Consider the following 20,323-nt stretch of genomic DNA (forward strand, 5'->3'; position numbering starts at 1 on the left):
GGTGCTAATAATATATTTACTGACCGGTCAGTTCAATAATATTTTTGTGAAAAAATACGTAAAGTAGTGCAAGCAGATCACTGGCAGTTATTTTTTATGATTATCTTTGTTCGCTTTGAGGCGTTGATCGATGGTCAGCATCAGCTCTTCGCTGCTGCCTTTGACTTCTGACAGAGTAGACATGGACAGGTTCAGGTTGAATTCGGGAATATCAGCTTGCAGTTGCTTACTGATACGATCCAGGCGTTTGGCAACGGGGGGAGGCGTGTGAGTCATAGGCATCAGTAGCAGAAATTCATCTCCACCCAGGCGAAATACCTGATCCCGGCGACGGCACATGTTCAGTAGTTCGTCGGCGAAACGCTGGATTAATTTGTCTCCGGCCAACTTGCCGTATTGGTCATTGATATGGGTAAGGCCATCAATATCGACCAGAGCAACCAGAAAATCTTGTTGGGTTTGCTGGTAGGTGCTAGCAGCATGTGTCAATGCAAGATCAAAAGTTTTGGGGCCAGGTAGACCCGTTAGTTGATCTCGTGGTTCGCTGGAGGGTTCATAATCCTTGTTTTCAGCATGATGCTGACTTAACAGCCAGGCGCTGAGGGTATCAACGGCCAGACCCATTAACCATTCGGTGGCTTCGGTATCAACGTGTTCCGGTTGACCCCAGACGCACAGGTGCCCAACACCATTTTGCTCGGGCAGGTCGATGCGGTGTCCTATCCATAAAGCCGATGGTGTTTCGCTGAGCAGCTCATCCAGAGGGAACTCCCGGCACAGGGCTTTAATGGAAATGTGGGTTGATTCACCTTCATACAAGCCTTGAGCGGCATTGCCGATGAGCTTCTGCGAAGCCGGTGGTAGCAGTTTGCCATCCTGCCAGTGGCCAAGCACTTCCAGTGATCTGTCAGTTTTACGCTTTGCAACCAGGCAGTTTTTCCATCCCAGCAGCGGTCCAAGTACTTTTGCCGTGTTTTGGTAGGGGTCGCCACCGGCCTGGAGTCCTGGCAGTAATTTGAGCAGCAGGGTGCGTTGCAGGCGGTTACGGTCAACGATGTAACCAATAATCGCGGTATGCTGTTTGGCGCTAAGGCGCTGAAAGCGATAGCCTTCCAGTTCTAGCCATTCTGTGTCCTGATTTTGAGCCCAGGTGAGTATCGGTGTACGCAGGGCTTCCGGCAAGTCACGAAAGCGTGCATTAGACCACTCGTGCACCTGATCATTGATCAGTAGCATGGGAGCATCTGCTGTATCCAGCAGGGCGGGAATGATCTTGGTTTTCATTGGATTACCTGCACAACTTGTCGGCGAGATGGTTCATTACTTTGTAATATACAGGTATGTTTGTGGCTACGAAAGCCTGGATTCTACTACTGACAGGCCGGGCAGTGGTGTTGCTGCTGTGTGACACGCTGTTCGCCGTCCTTGGCTGCTCGACTGCCGCCGTCCTGGCGGCAGACGGTCACACAGAAGCTACACCACTACCCCTTCAGTGCCGAGTACCCACCGAGCTTTACTGCAAGGCTTTCTTGATACGCGCGATGGCGTCTTCAAGTTTTTCCATGCTGGTGGCGAAAGACAGGCGCAGATTGCCGGGGGTGCCGAAGGCGGAGCCCGGAACCAGTGCGACACCGGCTTCCAGTAACAGGAATTCGGCCAGGGCGATATCGTCTTCAATCTCAGGACGGCTATCGATCACTTGCTGAAAGCTTGGGAAGGCATAGAAGGTGCCGTCTGCCGCAATACAGTCAACGCCATCAATTTCGTTTAGCGCTTTGACGACAAAGTCATGGCGTGCCTTGAAGGCTTTAACCATCTCAGCCACGCAACCTTGATCACCGTTCAGTGCCGCTTCGGCAGCTACCTGGGCGATGGAGTTGGGGTTCGAGGTGCTCTGCGACTGAATTTTTTTCATCGCCCCAATCAGCTTGGCTGGACCAGCGGCATAACCGATACGCCAGCCGGTCATGGAATAGGCTTTGGATACGCCATTAAGCACGATGGTTTGATCGTAGAGTTCCGGGCAGGCGTTCAAAATGTTGCAGAACGGCTGGTCGCCAAACAGAATGTGCTCGTACATATCATCCGTAGCAATGATGATGTCCGGGTAAGGTTTGATGACTTCACCCAGCGCTTTCAGTTCTTCCAGCGTATACGCCACGCCCGATGGGTTGGATGGGCTGTTCAGCACCACAACGCGGGTGCGGTCGTTAATCGCCGCTTCCAGCTGTTCCGGGGTGATCTTGAAACGGTTTTCCTGGGTGGTTTCGAGGATCACCGGTTGTCCTTCAGCGACCAGCACCATATCGGGATAAGACACCCAGTAAGGCGCCGGTATAATCACTTCATCGCCTTCGTTCAGCAGTGCCAGCGCCATGTTGAAAAAGCTCTGTTTGCCGCCGCTGGAAACCAGAATCTGGTTTGCCTCGTAATCGAGTCCATTATCGCGCTTGAATTTCGCTATAATGGCTTTTTTCAGGCCGGGGGTGCCGTCAACCGCAGTGTATTTGGTAAAGCCATTGTTAATGGCTTCAATGGCGGCGGCTTTGATATGATCGGGGGTATCAAAGTCTGGCTCACCGGCACCCAAACCAATAATATTTTTACCTGCTGCACGCAGTTCAGCGGCACGGTTGGTTACGGCAAGAGTGGGGGATGGTTTGATGCTGTTTACACGGTTGGAAAGCTGCACGTCCAAGCTAAAACCCTCATGATTGACTGGTGTAAATAACTTACTTAAGCATACAGTATAGACGTGATTCTCTAAATCCCCGAAAGGTTGAAAATGATTAAAAATTCCAGGAGTTTAATGTGAAGCAGCGTTTTAAAGTGCATTCCGGTTTCCAGCCTGCCGGGGATCAGCCCGAAGCGATCAGTGCGCTGGTCGATGGGATAGAGTCGGGCCTGGCTTCACAGACCTTGCTGGGGGTAACCGGGTCGGGAAAAACCTTCACCATTGCCAACGTTATTGCGGCTGTACAGCGCCCCACCATCATCATGGCGCATAACAAAACCCTGGCGGCGCAGCTCTATGGTGAGTTCAAGGAGTTCTTTCCGGATAATGCCGTAGAGTATTTCGTTTCCTACTACGACTATTACCAGCCGGAAGCCTATGTGCCGTCATCTGATACCTTTATCGAGAAGGATGCCTCGATCAATGACCATATAGAGCAGATGCGCCTGTCGGCAACCAAGGCACTGTTGGAGCGCAAGGACGCGATCATTGTGGCAACGGTGTCGGCGATCTATGGTCTGGGTGATCCGAAATCCTATCTGTCGATGATGTTACATCTGGATCGTGGTGATCAGGTTGATCAACGCACCCTGTTACGTCGCCTGGCTGAGCTGCAATACACCCGCAACGATGTCGAACTGCATCGCGGTAATTACCGGGTGCGTGGCGATGTGATTGATGTGTTTCCGGCTGAATCGGAAATGGAGGCGATTCGCATAGAACTCTTCGATGAAGAGGTGGAGCAGATCAGTTATTTTGATCCGCTCACTGGTGAAGTGTTGCGTCGCGTGCCGCGTGCCACGATTTATCCTAAGACCCACTATGTCACTCCACGCGACACCCTGGTCGAGGCGACGCAGTATATTAAGGCTGAGCTGATTGAGCGCCTGGCACTGCTTAAGGAAAACAACAAACTGGTGGAAGCGCAGCGTCTGGAGCAGCGCACCTTATATGACATAGAGATGATCCTGGAATTGGGTTATTGCTCCGGCATCGAGAACTACTCACGCTACTTGTCCGGGCGTGATCTGGGTATGGCACCACCTACGTTATTCGATTATCTACCGAACGATGCCTTGCTGGTGATAGATGAGTCGCATGTAACCGTGCCACAAATCGGGGCGATGTACCGGGGTGACCGTTCGCGTAAGGAAACTCTGGTGGAATATGGCTTCCGTCTGCCTTCAGCGCTGGATAACCGGCCACTCAAATTTGAAGAGTGGGAAGAACTGGCGCCACAGATGATTTTCGTTTCAGCCACGCCGAGCAAGTATGAAGCGGCGAATGCGCAGCAGATCGTCGAGCAGGTGGTACGACCTACCGGCTTGATCGATCCGATGGTCGAGGTGCGCCCTGCGGTTTCTCAGGTGGATGACCTGCTGGGTGAAATCCATAAGGTGACGGCACTGAAAGAACGCGTGGTGGTAACAGTGCTGACCAAGCGCATGGCAGAAGATCTCACTGAGTATCTGGCTGAGCACGGTGTCAGGGTGCGTTACCTTCATTCAGATATAGATACGGTAGAGCGGGTTGAGATTATCCGTGATCTGCGCATTGGTGAGTTTGATGTGCTGGTGGGGATTAACCTGCTGCGGGAAGGGATCGATATGCCTGAGGTCTCGCTGGTGACTATTCTGGATGCGGACAAAGAGGGTTTCCTGCGTTCGGAAACCTCCATGATCCAGACCATTGGCCGGGCCGCACGTAACGTTAACGGTCGTGCGATTCTCTATGCTGACCGGATCACGGGTTCGATGCAGCGTGCGATGGATGAAACCGATCGACGCCGCAACAAACAGATTGCCTATAACCTCGAACATGGTATTACCCCCAAGGGCATCTTCAAGTCTGTGGCCGATATTATGGAAGGTGCTCAGGCACCGGGCTCTCGCAAATCATCTCGTGGTGCGCGCAAGGCGGCCGAAACTCAGGGCGATTATCTGGTTAATGAAGCCGCTTTGTCACCTAAAGAGCTGGCTAAAGCGCTGACCCGCCTGGAAGACCAAATGTATGAAGCGGCACGCAATCTTGAGTTTGAAAAAGCGGCTAATTTCCGTGATGAGTTGGAGCGTCTGAAGCACAGTGCCAACGTACTTTGAGGGTAAAGCATGAAACAAGTCACAAAAGCCACCGGACCCAAGCGCTTTTATTATGCTACGCGTTATTCTATCAAGGGGATTAGAGCCGCATATGCCAGTGAACCCGCCTTTCGCTATGAAATCTGGGCCGCCGTAGTGTTGCTGCCAGCTGCTTTCTGGTTGGCTGAGTCGGGATTGCAGTTGGGGTTGCTGATCAGTTCGCTGTTGCTGGTGCTGATTTTCGAACTGTTGAACACAGCGATAGAGGCGGTTGTCGATCGGGCTGGTACAGAGTTTCATGCCCTGGCAGGGCTTGCCAAGGATTTGGGTTCTGCCGCAGTACTTTTTGCCTTGATAATAACACTGCTGCTCTGGGGCGGAATTGTCTGGGATAATCTGTTTGTTGCGATTTAGTGCCTGATCCCCGGCGAGTTGTAATTGTATTGCTTGCAGTAATCCAGAAACTGGTCTTTAGGGATTGGACGGCAGAAATAGTATCCCTGAAACTGCCGGTAGCCTAATTGCTGTAAAAATTTCAATTGATCCAGGGTTTCTACCCCTTCAGCCATGACCTCAAAACCGAAGGCTTCACCCAGTGAAAGCACGGTGCGTACGATTGCTTCATTCTTGCTGTGACTGTTGAGCATATCTTTGATGAAGGATTGGTCAACTTTTATTTGATGCAGTGGCAGGCGTTGCAGATACTGCAGAGAAGAGTAACCCGTGCCGAAGTCATCCAGCGAAAGCCGCACGTTAAGATTGGTCAGCGCTTTCATGGTATCAACCACCCGGTTGAGGTCATCTGCTAGCAAGGATTCAGTCAGTTCCAGTTTTAACAAGCGAGGGTTAGCACCACTGAGCTGCAGTGCCTTTGTGACCCGATCAATAAAGTCTTCCTGGTAAAACTGGCGTGTGCTGACATTGACTGACAGTGATAGTCCGCGGGTAGCAGTTGTTTCCTGCCAGCTTCGTAGTGTCATGCATGCGGTTTGCAGTACCCACTCACCAATCGCCAGAATTAATCCAGAGCGTTCAGCGGCAGGTATAAAATGCAGTGGTGAGATCAGCCCCTTTTCTGGGTTTATCCAGCGAATTAATGCTTCCGCACCAATTACCTGGCCTTGAGCATTGGTTTGCGGCTGGTAAAACAGGCTGAATTCATTTTTATTTAATGCCTGAAGCAGGGCCGTGTGCAGTTGAATATATTCTCTGGCAATCGTTGCGGCCCTGGCATCGTAGAAGGCTGTCTGATTGCCATCACCCTGCTTGGCCTGGTGCAAGGCTGAGTCCGCTTGTTGCACTAACTGAGTTGCCGAAATCGGATCTGATGGGGTGGTAATGGCTATACCAACACTGGCGCTACAAGATAGCGGTTGGTTGTTGATAATGAAAGGCGTGGTCATAAGCCCCATGACCCGTTCAGCCAGACCCTCTGCTTCCAGTGCGGCAGATTGAGGTTGATCACTGAGCTGATTAAACCAGAGCGCGAACTCATCCGCACTCAGACGCACCAGTAGATCAGCATCTTTGAGCTTGTTGCGCATTCTGTGAGCGATCTGTAGCAGCAAATGATCGCCGGTTTCCTGGCCAAAGGAATCATTTACCAACTTGAAGTTATTCAGGTCGAAACACAATAATGCACCAGCAATCTTTTCCTTTAGCTGCTGTTCCAGGGTTTCTGTCAGTAGTTTTCGGTTTGCCAAACCAGTCAATGGATCATGTAGCGTGAAATATTCCAGTTTATCTTCAGCGGATTTTTGTCGACTCAGATCAATAAAGGCAGCGACATAGTTGAGGGTTTCCTGTTTATCATTGAGCACTGGCTGTATGGTCAGGTATTCAGGGTATATTTTGCCGTTCTTGCGTTTATTCCAGATTTCGCCCGCCCAATAGTGATGTGTTTTCAACTGGTGCCACATAGCCTCATAAAATGTCGAATCCTGACGGCCAGATTTGAGCATGGCGGGGGTATTGCCAATGCATTCTTTAGCTGTGTAGCCGGTGATTTCGGTGAAGGCGCGGTTAACTTGTAAAATCCGGTTGTCAGCATCGGTAATTAGCATGCCGCTGGGTGTATCGAAGGCGATGGCAGCCAGTTGCAGAGCTTTATGCGATTGATCCAGGCGTTCAAGCATGGTGTTCACTTCCAGATAAAGCTTGCCAAATTCATTGTCCTCTCCGGTGGAAATGCGTTGTTGTAACTGGTTTGAATCACTAATACGTTCAAGAAAACCTACCAGGCGCAGAATAGGTCCACTGAAGCGTTTTTCCACTGTTGCTGCCAGCAGGTATGAGGCCAGCATCATCAGTATCCCAATCACTACCAGTGCCGGAGCATCACGTCGGATGATCTGGAGCAAGCTGGTGGCCTGCAACTGAATATAGACCTGCCCAAAAACACTACCCTGGTAGCTGGCGGGTAGAATAAAATGCAATCGATTGTCCCGGAGCTCTCCTTTTATCAATGCTGTTGTCTGGTCAGTCAGGTCAGTCAGGTCAGGAGGGCTCTGGCGCTCAGCGGTGGTCTGATATTGGTGTACCGGTTTCTCATCGTTGTTATAGAGCACCATCGACTTTAAGGTGGGGAAAGAGGCTAGTTTGGCTGAAATATCAGCGGCGACAGCGACATCATTCAATAATAGCAGGCGGGCAAAATCCTGACTCAGCACCAGAGCAACCGTTTCTGCCTGACTGACAGCATGTTGCTGCTGAGTTGACATGAACCAGTAGAGAAATGAGCAATAACCACTTAATCCGGTTAGCGACACCAACATCATAATCATGACAATTAGGCGTTTACGGATAGAGCCTTTGAAGCGGGAGTCTTTCATGCTCGACTTCTTAATACAGCTTATTAAATAATGAAAATTTAATGGGTGGTGTCAATGTCACTCGACGGGTTAGTAATGGGTAAGGCTGGATCATTACCCCATTCCAGCCATGAGCCATCGTAGACGGCTACCTTGTAACCTAAGGCCTGCATAATGACATAGTTCAATGCAGCTTCTGCACCACCATCACAGTAGAGAATGATTTCCTGATCCTGAGGAAGCTCCTCATAGATAGGGGCCAGTGCAGATAGTTCACGAATTTGATTGCCACTATCTGTGGCTTCAAAATTCTGAGAACAGGGAAAGTTCAGGGCTGTTGGAATATGACCAAAGCGTTTTGCTGTAGACTTCAGGCCTTGATAATGTGACTGGCTTCGGCCATCAAGAATCGGTTTTTTGTCGATGGACAGTAACGTTCCCAGTTTGGTTTGCAAACGGGTGTTATCCACCATCGGAATAAATTCTCTGACTTCGGGTATAATGGCCTGTGTTGTCGTGGGTAACAGACCGTCGGACCAGTTGCCATAGCCGACATTCAACAGACTGACTTTTTCATGCCCGAGCGTTTCAAGCAACCAGTAGAGTCGTGCTGACCAGATGAAGCTGCCGTCATCCATAGCTATTACACGAGTCTGGTGATCTATGCCGGCCTGACTGAAAAGCTCACGTAGATAATCCAGGCGCGGCATATTGAAATTTTCGTCAAATAACATCATGTAGTGAATGTTGACGGCTGATTCGATATGTCCATGTTGAAACTGTTCAGCTTCACGTAGGTCAATGATACGCAGATCGTCTTCATAAAGGTTTTGCTCAAGCCATTCTGCTGAAACAATCGGAGGGGACTCTGCCAGCACAGCCGTAGCCGATAGCAGGCATAATAGAATGACCAGAGCACTGATTGGTAACCTGCAACGTAAAAGGGTTACGGCATTCATAGTATCTCCGAATTTTCAGGTTTGGCACGGTCGTTAGCCAGTGCAATACCAAGGTCGTAACCTTTACGACATCAACTCAAGGATACTAGGGTGTATAGCGTTTGCAGGTATTGATCCAGAACAAGCGTTGGGTCCTTTGGCAGGTAAAGTCAAGAGAGTTTTTTGTGATATAGCGCTTGCTCCGCACTCCTGGGGCTGGCAAAGTGGATGATCTGAACACGGGTCTTAAGGATAAAGCGTTGGCATTTCGATTTCGTCATTCTATACGGATTGTACCGGGCGTTCGCCTGAAAAGTGGTAAACGGGGCATTAACCTGTCTGATACGGTAAGGGCTCAGGCTCTTTATGATCATGATCAGGCGATGTATGGCAATATCAATATGCCTAGTGCAGGTCTGACCTATCGTACACGGTTTGATAATTCCAGAGCACATCAGCACCGAGCATTTCAGCAAAAACAGCTGCAGAAGCAGCGCGAGCAGCTTTATGCGGTTGAAGCTGGACACGCCAAAAAAACAACTGTTGATCCGAAACAGCTCAATGTGTCTTTAAGTGATCAGGGCTGCTTGCGTCTGACATTTGCTGATGGCCGTGAATTAACTGATGAAGAGCTGGCATCCTTATGGGAGTCCCACCCGCAGTTACTCAGGGCCTGGCTGGATGAGCAGGCGGCATTGTTTAATGGAGAGATCGCTGAATACATCGATATTTACCTGGAAGTCCCTGGTATTGATACCAATGGGCCTTGCTACTTGCCAGCTGCTTTTCCTGACCCTGAGCCTGTACGTCCTGACTTGCTTAAACTACCGGCTGAACCGATTTACCCGCAACCTCCCGCTGTGCATTTCTGGCACCGGCTGATTCCAGGACGGCAGCAACAATTAGTACGGGCGCATCAGCAGGCTGTTCACGAGTGGCAGACAGCCAAGCTGCGCTGGAAAGCTGAAACACATCAGGCGAAGTCAGCGGCAGATCGCGCAAGGCAGCGCTACAAAGCCTACACCTCTGTATGGAAAGCTCGTAAAGCCGCACATGATACAGAACAGTCGGTTTATGCGGAGCAATTTGTCACCTTGCTGATGACGGATGAAGGCCTGATGACTGAGGTGCTGATTGCTGAACTTGAGCAACTTGACTGGCCATGTGAAACACTTGTTGATTTTCAGCTTGACTTAGATAGCAAGCAGATATGGATAGACCTGAAACTGCCTTCACTCGACTTAATCCCTTTGCAAAGCGCTCAGCTTGCCAGTGGAGGGCAGAGCTTGCAGTTGAAAGCCAAGTCAGAGGTTCAGCGAGATCGAGAGTACGCCCGCTATACTCATGGGGCCGTATTCAGGTTAGTGGGGGTATTGCTGGCGGGTTTACCGGCCATAGATGAAATCATCGTGTCCGGCTATACTCAACGCGTTAATCTGGAAACTGGTTTTGAACAGGATGATTATCTGCTGTCAGTACGGGTTCCACGACAAGGCTTTTCGGAACTGAATTTCGCAGCACTGGAGCAGCTCGATCCACTTGTGATTCTTGCTCAGTTTATCATGCGCCGAGAGATGGATTCTGGTTGTCATTTTAGTGCTATTAAGCCTTTCGAACCAGGACAGGATTAACTGCTGTTATACTCAGGATTCAGCTTATCATCTTACTGTTTTTCTCTAGGGTTAGATTATCCTAATATATAAGGGTATGACTTTCAGGTTTAGAATAATATTCTAATTTAGTGCATCATTTTTACTTATAAGTTGATAATAGAAATATTTGCATTATTTTAGTGCGTATTTTCTGAATTCAGGTTTAATAACATTTAATTTAGCTTTTTCTTATATATTAGTGGGATAAAACTCATAATTTGCAACGCAATAAGTCCAGCAAAAGCCATGCGCAGGGAATCTGGCACAGAGGTACCGTTTTGCTGCAGTAAATCCAACGCAATACCTAATCCCCACTGAACAATAAATGCACCGGCAAAGGCCATCAGGTTGATCGCAGTACTGACACGACCAAAGGCCGCTTTAGGGAAATTGGCCGCTGTTGCAATGTATGTCTGTGCATTGGCTGCGGATAAAGCGCCCAGAAGGAACCAAAACACCAGAATAGGCCCCCAGCCGGACAGTATCAGCCCCTGAACAATCAACATCAGAGCATAGGCAACCTGCATAAAGTTCAGTGGCGTGATACCGCGCTGGCTAAGTCTGGTGCCAAACAGGCCAACGGAGAGTTGGCCTGCCAGCATACCCAGGTTCAGTATCATCAGATAACTGGCTGCCTGGTGCAGTGGCAAGCCATTTACATTCATCAGCCAGGGGACGGCCCAGAGACTTTGCATGGCCATGAAGCCGCCGGTAAAAAAAGTGGCAGAACCGGCAAAGCGAAGAAAGTCCGGGGCGATAAAAATCCTGGCTACAGATTTTAGTGTTGGGCCCAGAGATTCGCGGGACGTTTGCTGTACGTCTCCAGGTAAGGCTAGAAATACAAAGACTGACAACGCCGCCGCCAGTCCGGCGATCAGCCAGAAAACACCCCGCCAGCCGAGAAAGGGCAGCATGGCTTCCATGGGGGTGCTAGCGGTTAATGCACCCAAGGCACCAGCGGCCATGATAAATCCGGTCATTGAACTTTGACGCTCTGCCGGATACCACATGGCAAAACCCTTCAGTCCTGCCATCAAGCAAGCCGAAACACCCAAGCCAATTAATCCACGTGCCAGCGTTAATTGCCCGAGTGAGTCGCCCATGGCAAAGGCGGCTGAGCCCAAGGCCGCCAAGAGCAGCAGACAGGCCAATACACGTTTGGGGCCGTAACGGTCCAGTGCAATGCCGAGCGGGATTTGCGCCGCACCAAATGTTAAGAAATAGGCGCTGGTCAATAAGCCAAGGTCTGCGGCAGACAGATTTAGATCCCGAGTCAGGTCCGGCGAAATGACAGCATTCACTGTACGCAGCAGATAGGATAGGTAGTAGCCGAGAGCAAAAGGAAGAAATATTATCACCCAGGTGCTCGGACGTTGGCTTAACGACATGATTTAAATCCTGAAAAGTGGAAATAGAGACTCTGCCAGCCAGTCGATCCGTTTACTGGAAAGCTGAATAAAAAGGCGTAACATAACCGATTTCAGGGTTAGCAAGCCATTGTATAGAGGATAAATAAAGTTGATGCAAGTCGCTCAAAGCCGTTATATCAGATTGACGCATGAGCAAACAGGATTCTTGGCACTGGCTTTTTTGGTGGTATTGTCAGGTAATTTCGGACAGAGTTTTTCATTGGCTTGATTCAAAACCTTTTAGTGAACAACTGGAATTATAGGCTGGAGGCTTCGGTAGTCTCTAGGCATTGGTTACTCATTGTTAAATTAATCTGAGACTCGTAATGATGATAAATTTGCTGAAGTACTTGTTGTTACCTCCAGCAATACAGGCAATAGCTGTGCTGTTTGGCTTGTTGTTGATCTGGCTAGGTCGGCGTTTTCTGGGTGGTATGTTAGTGCTTTTTGCGGGTGCATCGCTGTGGTTGCTGGGGTTGCCGGTCGTCAGTTATTCACTGCAACAATCTCTGGAACATTTTCCACCGGTTAGTATAGAGGCACTGAGTTCTGCTGATGTGATTGTTGTTCTGGGTGGTGGGCGTGCTTATGACGGTTCTGAATATGGCTGGCCGGATGCACCCAGTGAACAGACTATCAGTCGGCTGGCTTACTCGGCATTTCTGCAACGTGAGAGCGGATTGCCTATGCTGCTTACAGGTGGGCGGGTTTATGGTGAAGACTATAGCGAAGCCGAACTCATGCAACGCTTGCTTAAATCAGGCTTTGATCTGAGTGCCGAGTGGATTGAGGACCGCAGCCGCAATACTTATGAAAATGCCGCATTCTCGGCTGAAATGCTTCGGGAAGCTGGGTTATCACAGGTTGTCCTGGTCAGTCAGGCCTGGCATTTGAACCGGGCTGTCCCGGTATTTGAAGCACAGGGTTTGCAAGTGCTGCCCGCACCTATCCAGTATGCTACACCGCCCCCTGAGGGGTTAGTCAGGTGGCTGCCAACGGCCTACTATTTTCGCCAGAGTGCACAAGCCTTACATGAAAAGTTAGGGTTATTGGTATATCAATTGATGAAACGTATTTAGCCAGATCACACTCTGGAGCCCGCTGTGCCGTGCAACTTGTATGAGGCTAAAGGCGGTGACGACTAAGAAAAGCACTCTGTGCTATTCTCAAACGAGGGGTGGTGAATGATAACCAGGCTTTCATTGTCAGATGTCAAATAACAACAAAAGGAACATTATAATGGGTAAAGACGTCGTTGTTTTAAGTGCCGTACGTTCAGCGATTGGTGCCTTTGGGGGCGGTTTGAGTTCTATCGAGCCGCATGAGCTTGCGGGTAAAGTAATGAAGGAGGCTGTCAGCCGTTCACAGGTTAATGCTGATTTAATTAACTATGTCACAGTGGGCAATTGTATACCCACGGACTCGCGCTTTGCTTATGTGGCCCGTGTAGCGTCTATTCAGGCTGGCCTGCCGATGGATTCAGTCGCGATGGCAGTTAATCGGCTGTGTAGCTCAGGGCTGCAAGCGATTGTGACCACTGCACAGAATATTATGCTGGGCGATTGTGATTATGGTGTTGGGGGTGGCGTTGAGGTGATGTCTCGTTCTGGATATTTGTCTCCATCGATGCGTTCGGGAGCGCGTATGGGTGACACCAGTATGATCGATATGATGGTCGCAACACTGAATGATCCTTTTGGTGTCGGGCATATGGGTATTACCGCCGAGAATCTGGCTGAGAAATGGGGCATCAATCGTGAAGAGCAGGATGCCTTTGCAGTAGAATCACACGCCCGTGCGGCACGCGCCATTGAAGAAGGGCGCTTTAAGTCACAAATCGTACCGATCACTTTTGAAACCCGAAAAGGGACCGTTGTGATCGATACGGATGAGCATGTAAAACCAGGCACTACGCTTGAAAGTTTGGGGAAAATGCGTCCAGCCTTTAAAAAAGATGGAACGGTGACAGCGGGCAATGCTTCAGGCATTAATGATGGCGCCGCTTTTATGGTGTTGGCTTCTGCCGAAGCGGCTGCCAGTGCCGGACATAAGCCTATTGCACGTATAGTCTCTTATGCTGTAGCAGGTGTACCCAACGATATCATGGGTGAAGGTCCGATTCCGGCCTCACGCCTGGCGTTGAAAAAAGCTGGTTTGTCGTTGGACGATATGGATGTTATTGAGTCCAATGAAGCCTTTGCCGCTCAGGCATTGGCTGTTGCCAAAGGCTTGGGATTAGATATGCAGAAAACCAATCCTAATGGCGGTGCTATTGCACTGGGGCATCCAGTGGGTTGCTCCGGGGCGTTTATTGCCACTAAAGCGCTGTATGAGCTTGAGCGTACCGGTGGGCGTTATGCGCTTGTCACTATGTGCATTGGCGGAGGCCAGGGGATCGCAACAATTTTTGAACGTCTGTAAATGGTAGACCGCTGAAAAACCTTCTCTCAACAAAATATATTAAACGGAGAGAGGGTTTTTCGAGGCTGATTTTTTTACCCTTTGTGCTGATGATGGCTTACTTATCGATTTGGCTCCGTTGCGAAGGTCCTGCGGCGACATCTCTCTCATGCTAGTCTTATCCCTAGTGAAGACCTGACTGTACACGATCTTATCCGCAATGCTGACGAGTCTTTGTACCGCGCAAAAACAGGGCCGTAACCGGGTGTGTGTTTAAGACCAGTTCGGTGGGCGTTTTTCGATAAAGGCACTTATCCCTTCTACTGCATCCTGAGCCAGCATATTCTCCACCATCACCTGCGAGGCATATTCGTAAGCTTCTGCGAGTGTCATCTCGCGTTGTGCATAAAAAGCACGTTTACCAGTGGCGAGTGTCATGCTGGATTTAGACGCGATTTTGTGCGCCATTGCCATGGTGGTTTCGCTTAAGGACTCGGGGCTAACGGCATGGTTGATCAAGCCAATTTCAGCTGCACGATGGGCCGACGTCATATCGCCTGTTAGCAGCATTTCCATTGCATGCTTATTGGCTACATTGCGCGACAGTGCCACCATGGGGGTGGAGCAAAACAGGCCAATATGTACTCCTGGAGTACTGAACTGAGCGGTATCAGCGGCAATGGCAAGGTCACAACTAGCCACCAACTGACAACCTGCAGCGGTAGCGATACCGGTCACTTCAGCAATGACAGGTTTGGAGCAATGCACCATCGACTGCATTACCCCGGAACACAGTGTCATAATTTTGCTGAAATAGGCTTTACCCGCATCAGCGTCAGCACGACCCGCCGTCATCTCTTTAAGGTTGTGTCCAGCACAAAATGCGGGGCCATTTGCGGCCAGTACAATAACTCGTACGTTGGGGTCGTCGGAGGCTTCAGCAAATCTTTCGCCTAATTGCTCAAGCATGGCCTCAGACAGCGCATTGCGACGTTTGGCATCATTTAACGTCAGTCGCAAAACACCGGCATCATTCAATTCACTTAGTAGCAGATTGCTCATTGGCATGGTTCTCCGTCTTGTTTTAATACAACCTTAAATCCAACGTGGCATTGATGCTACAGAAAATTGCAGTTAAAGCTAGCAGAATAGCCATTCATTTCATCAATAAAAACTGGATAGTGTGGTGTTTGGATGCCATCAACGCAGTATGGATTGAGCAAACAACAATCAATAATATAGTCTGTATGGAGATATAAATTGATTTATGTTTCTGTGTGGACTATTCTGGGAGTGTAATAAATGATCTGAGGTACTCACTATGGTGACCACATCCCAGCCGAGCATACACACAGATGAACGTCGTAAGTCTGATGTTGCGCTGAAGACTTTTTTTCGCATTACCGATCAGTGGGGCCTCAATACGCAAGAACAAAAGGTACTGCTGGGTGACCCGCCACGCAGCACTATGTACAAGTGGAAAAATGGTGAAGGCCCACCCATCAGTCGCGATACCTTGGAGCGAATTTCCTATGTATTGGGGATCTATAAAGCGTTGAGGATTCTGTTTCCAACCGAGGAGCAAGCCAACGCCTGGCCAGGTAAAGCCAATCGGGATTTCGATGGGGAGTCAGCTCTGTCGATTATGCTCAAAGGCAACATGATCAATCTCGCTGATGTTTGGCGCTACCTCGATTACATGAGGGGTTAAGCCGATGCAGCAACGAGTCCCGGACTGGGACAGCGCACATCGTTTGGTCCCCAGTCATTTCCCGCCTGTCAACCTGTTTGAGACTGTCGCAGATCCAGATGATTTGGAGATCATTTTCGAGATTGAGGGTCTGACTAATGACCGATTAAGGCAAGAAGCCGGGGATGTAAAGTTGGTACCTGCCTCAGAGAGAGTCTCGGGTCCAGGATCAACGCCGGTGATGGCGGCATTCACACATATAGGGCAACCTAGCCGCTTCACTGATGGGCGCTATGGTGTCTATTACGCGGGAAATTCTTTGGATGTCGCCATTGCCGAAACTTGCTACCATCGTGAGCGATTTTTAGCAGCAACCCGCGAACCTGATACTGAAATCACGATGCGTGAATACATCAGCCGCATTCAGCTACCCTTGGGTGATATTCGTGGCAGTCAGTATCAAGCGCTCCATGATCCGACTGACTATACAGCCTCGCAGAAATTTGCACTTGAACAACGTCAATCGGGTCGCTATGGACTGGTGTTCAACAGCGTTCGAATTCAGGGCGGGGAGTGTGTGGCACTGTTTACACCACGCGCAACGTCAATTCCTGTGCAGGGTGGCCATTACCGCTATGTATGGAGTGGCGCCGCACAACGGATTATTTCGGTCTTGTTGGTTAGTAAAATTAAGTGATTAGTGAGTGAGATAGGCAGAAACATTGGCTTTCTATTACTCAATATTAAATGCAAATTTCATAACGTCCTGCTCGGCGCGTGATATACCAATCTGGTTAGCTATCTCACGCCATTGGCCAACAGAGGCCAGAACTTTGACAAATATTTCCTCGGCTTGTTGCTGTGAAAGCTGAAAGAACTCAATCACTTCAAAGGCTAACTCATAACTCAGGCTGTTGTCCTTATCATCGATATTGAGGTGTAGACCATTAGCAATGGCTGTAGGGTTGATATCGTAGGCTGGTGAAAGTTTCCAGCCTTTACCCTCAAACAAAAAGCCGTGGTTACGCAGATGATCATCGACATTTGATACCGCAATATTGAACACAATACGTCGCCACAACTCGGCCAGGTCATGCTGGGTATTGCTGCCGTGATTGGTTAGAAACTCGGCGAGTTCCAGATAGCTTGCCCCATCCTCGCCATCATAATATCCGAGTTGTGTCATGGCCGATGAGAAATGCATGCGCCGCTCACGCTCTCGATCAAAACGTTTGGTTAAAAACGTGTGATGGGGTGAGTTGAAACGCTCAATACGACTGTCGGCCATAACTATACCGGCTTCGACTGCCAACCGATAAGCCAGGAACTCCCAGGCACCGATATCGTGATCGTCCTGCTGGCTGGGAAACTTGGCAATCCATAGATTACCTTCTTCATCTATAACTGAGGCTTTAGGACGAGCACCACCCAAAGAGGACCCTGGCGAAATCAGCATGAATAGCCACTTCATATACTCCGGGTCATCCAAATCTACATTCTGCTCAATCTGGCAAACAGCATGTTCAAGTTCGCGAAGTGATGTTATTGGTGGCGCCGAGAGTCGCTCGTCATCGTCCAGAAAAGCACCGTGTCTATCTGTTTTAAAGCGTAGAGCACCCATGCGATACTGGTCAAAAACGCCCAGCAGATAATCACTTTCATATAGAGTTTTCGGTCTGCGGCCATCCTGACGGGCCAATACCGCTTCACGCCGTTGCATTAGTACACGGCCCCAACGATCTGGACAAGAGTCCAGAAAAACCCTGAAGTTGTAGTCATCTCCTTTATGTTGGATGCCCTCAAATAAATGCAGCTCAGGATCAACCTGCAGATAGGGAGCATCGCCTCTCTGGAGCCAATCCAGGGCATAGGCAAAGCTGAAATGCTCCTTGCCACGCACCTGTTCGGCAGTCAGGGTGCCGACTAAGGTGGGCTCTTCATCCACCCAATCGGCATACACATAGATATCGCGGCTCATTTTTTATCCCTGTTTTGCATAGGCTCAGGATCTTTGTCGTGTTTGCTCTGTTTCCGTAGTTTTTGATCTTTTGATCGAGACTTTGCCAACTCCATCAGCGACTGTATATGTTGAGAAGAGTTTGAGAGAGGGGAGTGTGCAGGTTGATTGGTTTTTACCTGTAAGGACTTATCTGACGTGTGTCTGCTTCCAGAGGCGGATGCCTGCAACAATTCGATATCTTGTAACTTGCGTCCCATTGCATCATCGAGGGCGACCTGAGCCAGATCCTCGGCTAGTCCAAGTACCGCCAACACGCGCAGGTAGTGTCCGATAGATACAGTCGCTACACCTCGCTCAATATTTCTTAGCGTAGGCTTGGATAAGCCAGTGCGCTCTGCAATCATGGTCTGAGTAATTTTACGGCGCTTCATCGCGAGATAAATATTCTCACCAAGCTGCTGCAGAATTTTCTGCTCTTTAGGGAAGACGACAGCTTGACGTCTTTGCTTGGTATTCATTTAACTATACCTTCATAAATTTAATATTAGTGAAAATATAGTTTCATTTAATGCGATATGCAAGGTGTGGAAAAATAGTCGATCCTGAAAAATGGCGTTTCAAGCCTGAAGCGCCATACGATTTACATCAAATTCAAGCTTATCGATTATGCTCAAAGGCATGGTGTTCAACAGCGTTCGACATCAGGGCGGGGAGTGTGTCGCACTGTTTACACCACGCGCAACGTCAATTCCTGTGCAGGGTGGCCATTACCGCTATGTATGGAGTGGCGCCGCACAACAGATTGTGTCGGTCTTGTTGATTAGTAAAATTGAGTGAACAGTTTAATCGATTCGGTCTATCAGTTTTGATTCTTGATTACCGTGGCTAGAGTCAAAGCGAGGGGAATATACAGACTGATTTTTAGTCTTGCGACATGCTATTATGTTTGTATAAATCTTGATCCAGTATAACATTGGTTAAGTTTACGCTTCATGAAAGCGGCGTATATCTGGATCTATTTCGGTACTTTTCATGAAGAAAGTTTCAAAACTACAGCGGCAAATTTTCACGATAACCACAGCGTTGGCGCTCTTCATCATTTTGCTTCTTGGTATCAGTATCTCCTCCATTTTATATACTCAGGGCATTGATGGCGCTGAAACAGCACTCCGGAACAAAAATCGATCTGTTACAACGTTAATATTGGGCTATTTTGCGCCATTGCGACAGGCTATAGAATACTCTACCAGTCCTGATTCTGGCATAGATCATAGCCGCTTTGAAGAACATGATACACGACAAGCAATATTAAATTTGTTCGAAGTGCTGCAAAAAACCATACCTAATGTTAATTATATTTTTTCGGGCTACGAAGACGGATCACTACTGATTAACAATTACACTCCACCTGCTGATTTTAACGCAGTAGATCGCCCATGGTATCAAGCCGCATTGGATATGCATCCGCTAATTTCCGATGGCATGCCCTATCAGGACATTATTTCGAAAGAGTGGCTGGTCTCATTTGGCAAAACACTCCTAAATGCAAATGAAGAGATTATCGGTGTCTTGTCGATTGATGCCGGTATGGACACCATTATTGAAGCGCTTTCTGTCAAAGATCAACACTACCCAACTGTGTATAATTATGTACTGAACACTCAAGGCATGGTGTTAATTCATCCAGATGAAGGGATGCGTGACACATTTCATCAAGGCATATACGCCCACCTGCCATCTGCCGATGTCACTCGTGGAAGTTTGAACTACAGAGACGAGGGTAGGCAGTTTCTTGCACATTTTGATCGCATAGAGACGTTGGGCTGGATCGTTGTCACCGAAGTCAATTTGGCTGATATTCGTCAACCCATTATGAAGACCATCATATTTACATTGCTGATGATTGTGACAGGGTCATTGCTCGCTACTTGGTTAATGAGCTTCGTTCTAAGTAGACATATTATTGCACCACTGAAAAAACTTCAAAATAGAGTTCAAGAAATCACCGAGGGTAGGGGTGATAAAATAAGTGAGTACTCTTTCCCAAATAATGAAATAGGCATGATTTCAGAAGCTATTGAGCAGCTAACCGAGAATGCATTAATTCATAAAAATGTCGAACTAAAAATAAAAAATTTACAACTTGATGCACTTTCGAATACCGATCAATTAACCGAAATAGCTAACCGAAGAAAGATGCTGGAAATTATTCAAGCAGAAATTAATCGCTTTGACCGACATAAAACTCCCTTTAGTATTTTCATGTTTGATGTTGACCATTTCAAACGAGTAAATGATACTTTTGGTCATGATCTGGGTGATCAAGTGCTGATAGATATTGCTCGCGTGGTCAGATCCTCCATACGCCGCACCGATACCCTGGGACGATGGGGTGGAGAAGAATTTATCCTTATTTGTCCAGAAACTGAATTAAACACAGCACATAATGTTGCTGAAAAGGTCTGCTCCGCAATAAGACACCACGCTTTTCCAGCCAATCTTAGCATCACTGTCAGTCTTGGGCTTTCAGAATTTAGATCAGGCCACACTTTAGAAACAATACTCGCTGAGATAGACCAAAAAATGTATCGTGCAAAACAGAATGGCCGAAACCGCATTGAAATATAACAATATTTTGGAAAGAACTGGTGT

At 48.5% G+C, this 20,323-nt stretch carries 17 protein-coding genes; 9 read left to right on the top strand and 8 right to left on the bottom strand.

What is annotated here, in order from left to right; genetic code table 11:
- Positions 1–87 precede the first annotated feature (87 nt).
- A complete protein-coding gene (locus F5I99_RS07160; protein ID WP_151054499.1) occupies positions 88–1,284 on the bottom strand; it encodes a GGDEF domain-containing protein in 1,197 nt (398 codons plus the stop codon).
- A 229-nt stretch (positions 1,285–1,513) separates the two neighbouring features.
- Positions 1,514–2,698, bottom strand: a complete 1,185-nt coding sequence (locus F5I99_RS07165; RefSeq protein ID WP_151054501.1) for a pyridoxal phosphate-dependent aminotransferase — start codon at positions 2,696–2,698, stop codon at positions 1,514–1,516.
- A 113-nt stretch (positions 2,699–2,811) separates the two neighbouring features.
- Here F5I99_RS07165 and uvrB point away from each other — a divergent pair, with 113 nt between their 5' ends.
- Both uvrB and F5I99_RS07175 read left to right on the top strand, forming a co-directional pair.
- Positions 2,812–4,833 carry an excinuclease ABC subunit UvrB gene (gene uvrB / locus F5I99_RS07170; protein ID WP_151054503.1) on the top strand — a complete coding sequence of 674 codons (2,022 nt, stop codon included), beginning with the start codon at positions 2,812–2,814 and terminating at the stop codon, positions 4,831–4,833.
- 9 nt (positions 4,834–4,842) lie between these two features.
- Positions 4,843–5,226, top strand: coding sequence for a diacylglycerol kinase (locus tag F5I99_RS07175; protein ID WP_151054505.1), 384 nt, complete (start codon positions 4,843–4,845; stop codon positions 5,224–5,226).
- Here the strand turns inward: F5I99_RS07175 and F5I99_RS07180 are convergent.
- Positions 5,223–7,643: a putative bifunctional diguanylate cyclase/phosphodiesterase gene (locus F5I99_RS07180; protein ID WP_151054506.1), complete on the bottom strand. Its 2,421-nt coding sequence runs from the start codon at positions 7,641–7,643 to the stop codon at positions 5,223–5,225. The genes F5I99_RS07175 and F5I99_RS07180 overlap by 4 nt on opposite strands.
- A 38-nt stretch (positions 7,644–7,681) precedes the next feature.
- A complete protein-coding gene (locus F5I99_RS07185) occupies positions 7,682–8,581 on the bottom strand; it encodes a sulfurtransferase (RefSeq protein ID WP_151054508.1) in 900 nt (299 codons plus the stop codon).
- Between the two features lie 203 nt (positions 8,582–8,784).
- Between F5I99_RS07185 and F5I99_RS07190 the strand changes: the two genes are divergently transcribed.
- Complete coding sequence (locus tag F5I99_RS07190) at positions 8,785–10,191, top strand: DUF4236 domain-containing protein (RefSeq protein WP_191905973.1); 1,407 nt, start codon at positions 8,785–8,787, stop codon at positions 10,189–10,191.
- Positions 10,192–10,385: 194 nt separating this feature from the next.
- Here the strand turns inward: F5I99_RS07190 and F5I99_RS07195 are convergent, their stop codons facing one another.
- Positions 10,386–11,600: an MFS transporter gene (locus tag F5I99_RS07195; RefSeq protein WP_151054512.1), complete on the bottom strand. Its 1,215-nt coding sequence runs from the start codon at positions 11,598–11,600 to the stop codon at positions 10,386–10,388.
- A 347-nt stretch (positions 11,601–11,947) separates the two neighbouring features.
- On the opposite strand from F5I99_RS07195, the gene F5I99_RS07200 reads away from it, so the two are divergent.
- A complete protein-coding gene (locus F5I99_RS07200; RefSeq protein ID WP_151054514.1) occupies positions 11,948–12,700 on the top strand; it encodes a YdcF family protein in 753 nt (250 codons plus the stop codon).
- A 160-nt stretch (positions 12,701–12,860) separates the two neighbouring features.
- Complete coding sequence (locus F5I99_RS07205; protein WP_151054516.1) at positions 12,861–14,042, top strand: acetyl-CoA C-acyltransferase family protein; 1,182 nt, start codon at positions 12,861–12,863, stop codon at positions 14,040–14,042.
- A gap of 252 nt (positions 14,043–14,294) precedes the next feature.
- Here F5I99_RS07205 and F5I99_RS07210 read toward each other — a convergent pair whose 3' ends face one another.
- Entirely contained in the window at positions 14,295–15,083 is a 789-nt protein-coding gene (locus F5I99_RS07210) for an enoyl-CoA hydratase (RefSeq protein ID WP_225307585.1), read from the bottom strand.
- 259 nt (positions 15,084–15,342) lie between these two features.
- On the opposite strand from F5I99_RS07210, the gene F5I99_RS07215 reads away from it, so the two are divergent.
- Both F5I99_RS07215 and F5I99_RS07220 read left to right on the top strand, forming a co-directional pair.
- The gene (locus F5I99_RS07215; protein ID WP_151054520.1) at positions 15,343–15,732 is read left to right on the top strand and encodes an MbcA/ParS/Xre antitoxin family protein; all 390 of its coding nucleotides are present in this window, start codon (positions 15,343–15,345) and stop codon (positions 15,730–15,732) included.
- Positions 15,733–15,736: 4 nt separating this feature from the next.
- The gene (locus F5I99_RS07220; protein WP_151054522.1) at positions 15,737–16,408 is read left to right on the top strand and encodes an RES family NAD+ phosphorylase; all 672 of its coding nucleotides are present in this window, start codon (positions 15,737–15,739) and stop codon (positions 16,406–16,408) included.
- A 36-nt stretch (positions 16,409–16,444) separates the two neighbouring features.
- Here F5I99_RS07220 and F5I99_RS07225 read toward each other — a convergent pair whose 3' ends face one another.
- Positions 16,445–17,689: a type II toxin-antitoxin system HipA family toxin gene (locus tag F5I99_RS07225; protein WP_151054524.1), complete on the bottom strand. Its 1,245-nt coding sequence runs from the start codon at positions 17,687–17,689 to the stop codon at positions 16,445–16,447.
- On the bottom strand, positions 17,686–18,189 hold the full coding sequence (locus tag F5I99_RS07230) for a helix-turn-helix domain-containing protein (protein WP_151054526.1): 504 nt from the start codon (positions 18,187–18,189) through the stop codon (positions 17,686–17,688). The genes F5I99_RS07225 and F5I99_RS07230 overlap by 4 nt, the downstream gene beginning before the upstream one ends.
- Before the next feature lie 148 nt (positions 18,190–18,337).
- Here F5I99_RS07230 and F5I99_RS07235 point away from each other — a divergent pair, with 148 nt between their 5' ends.
- Positions 18,338–18,508 carry an RES family NAD+ phosphorylase gene (locus F5I99_RS07235; protein WP_151054528.1) on the top strand — a complete coding sequence of 57 codons (171 nt, stop codon included), beginning with the start codon at positions 18,338–18,340 and terminating at the stop codon, positions 18,506–18,508.
- Positions 18,509–18,703: 195 nt separating this feature from the next.
- Complete coding sequence (locus tag F5I99_RS07240; RefSeq protein ID WP_151054530.1) at positions 18,704–20,299, top strand: sensor domain-containing diguanylate cyclase; 1,596 nt, start codon at positions 18,704–18,706, stop codon at positions 20,297–20,299.
- Positions 20,300–20,323: the final 24 nt, after the last annotated feature.

This window comes from Nitrincola iocasae, from assembly GCF_008727795.1.
GTDB classification, from domain to species: Bacteria; Pseudomonadota; Gammaproteobacteria; order Pseudomonadales; family Balneatricaceae; genus Nitrincola; species Nitrincola iocasae.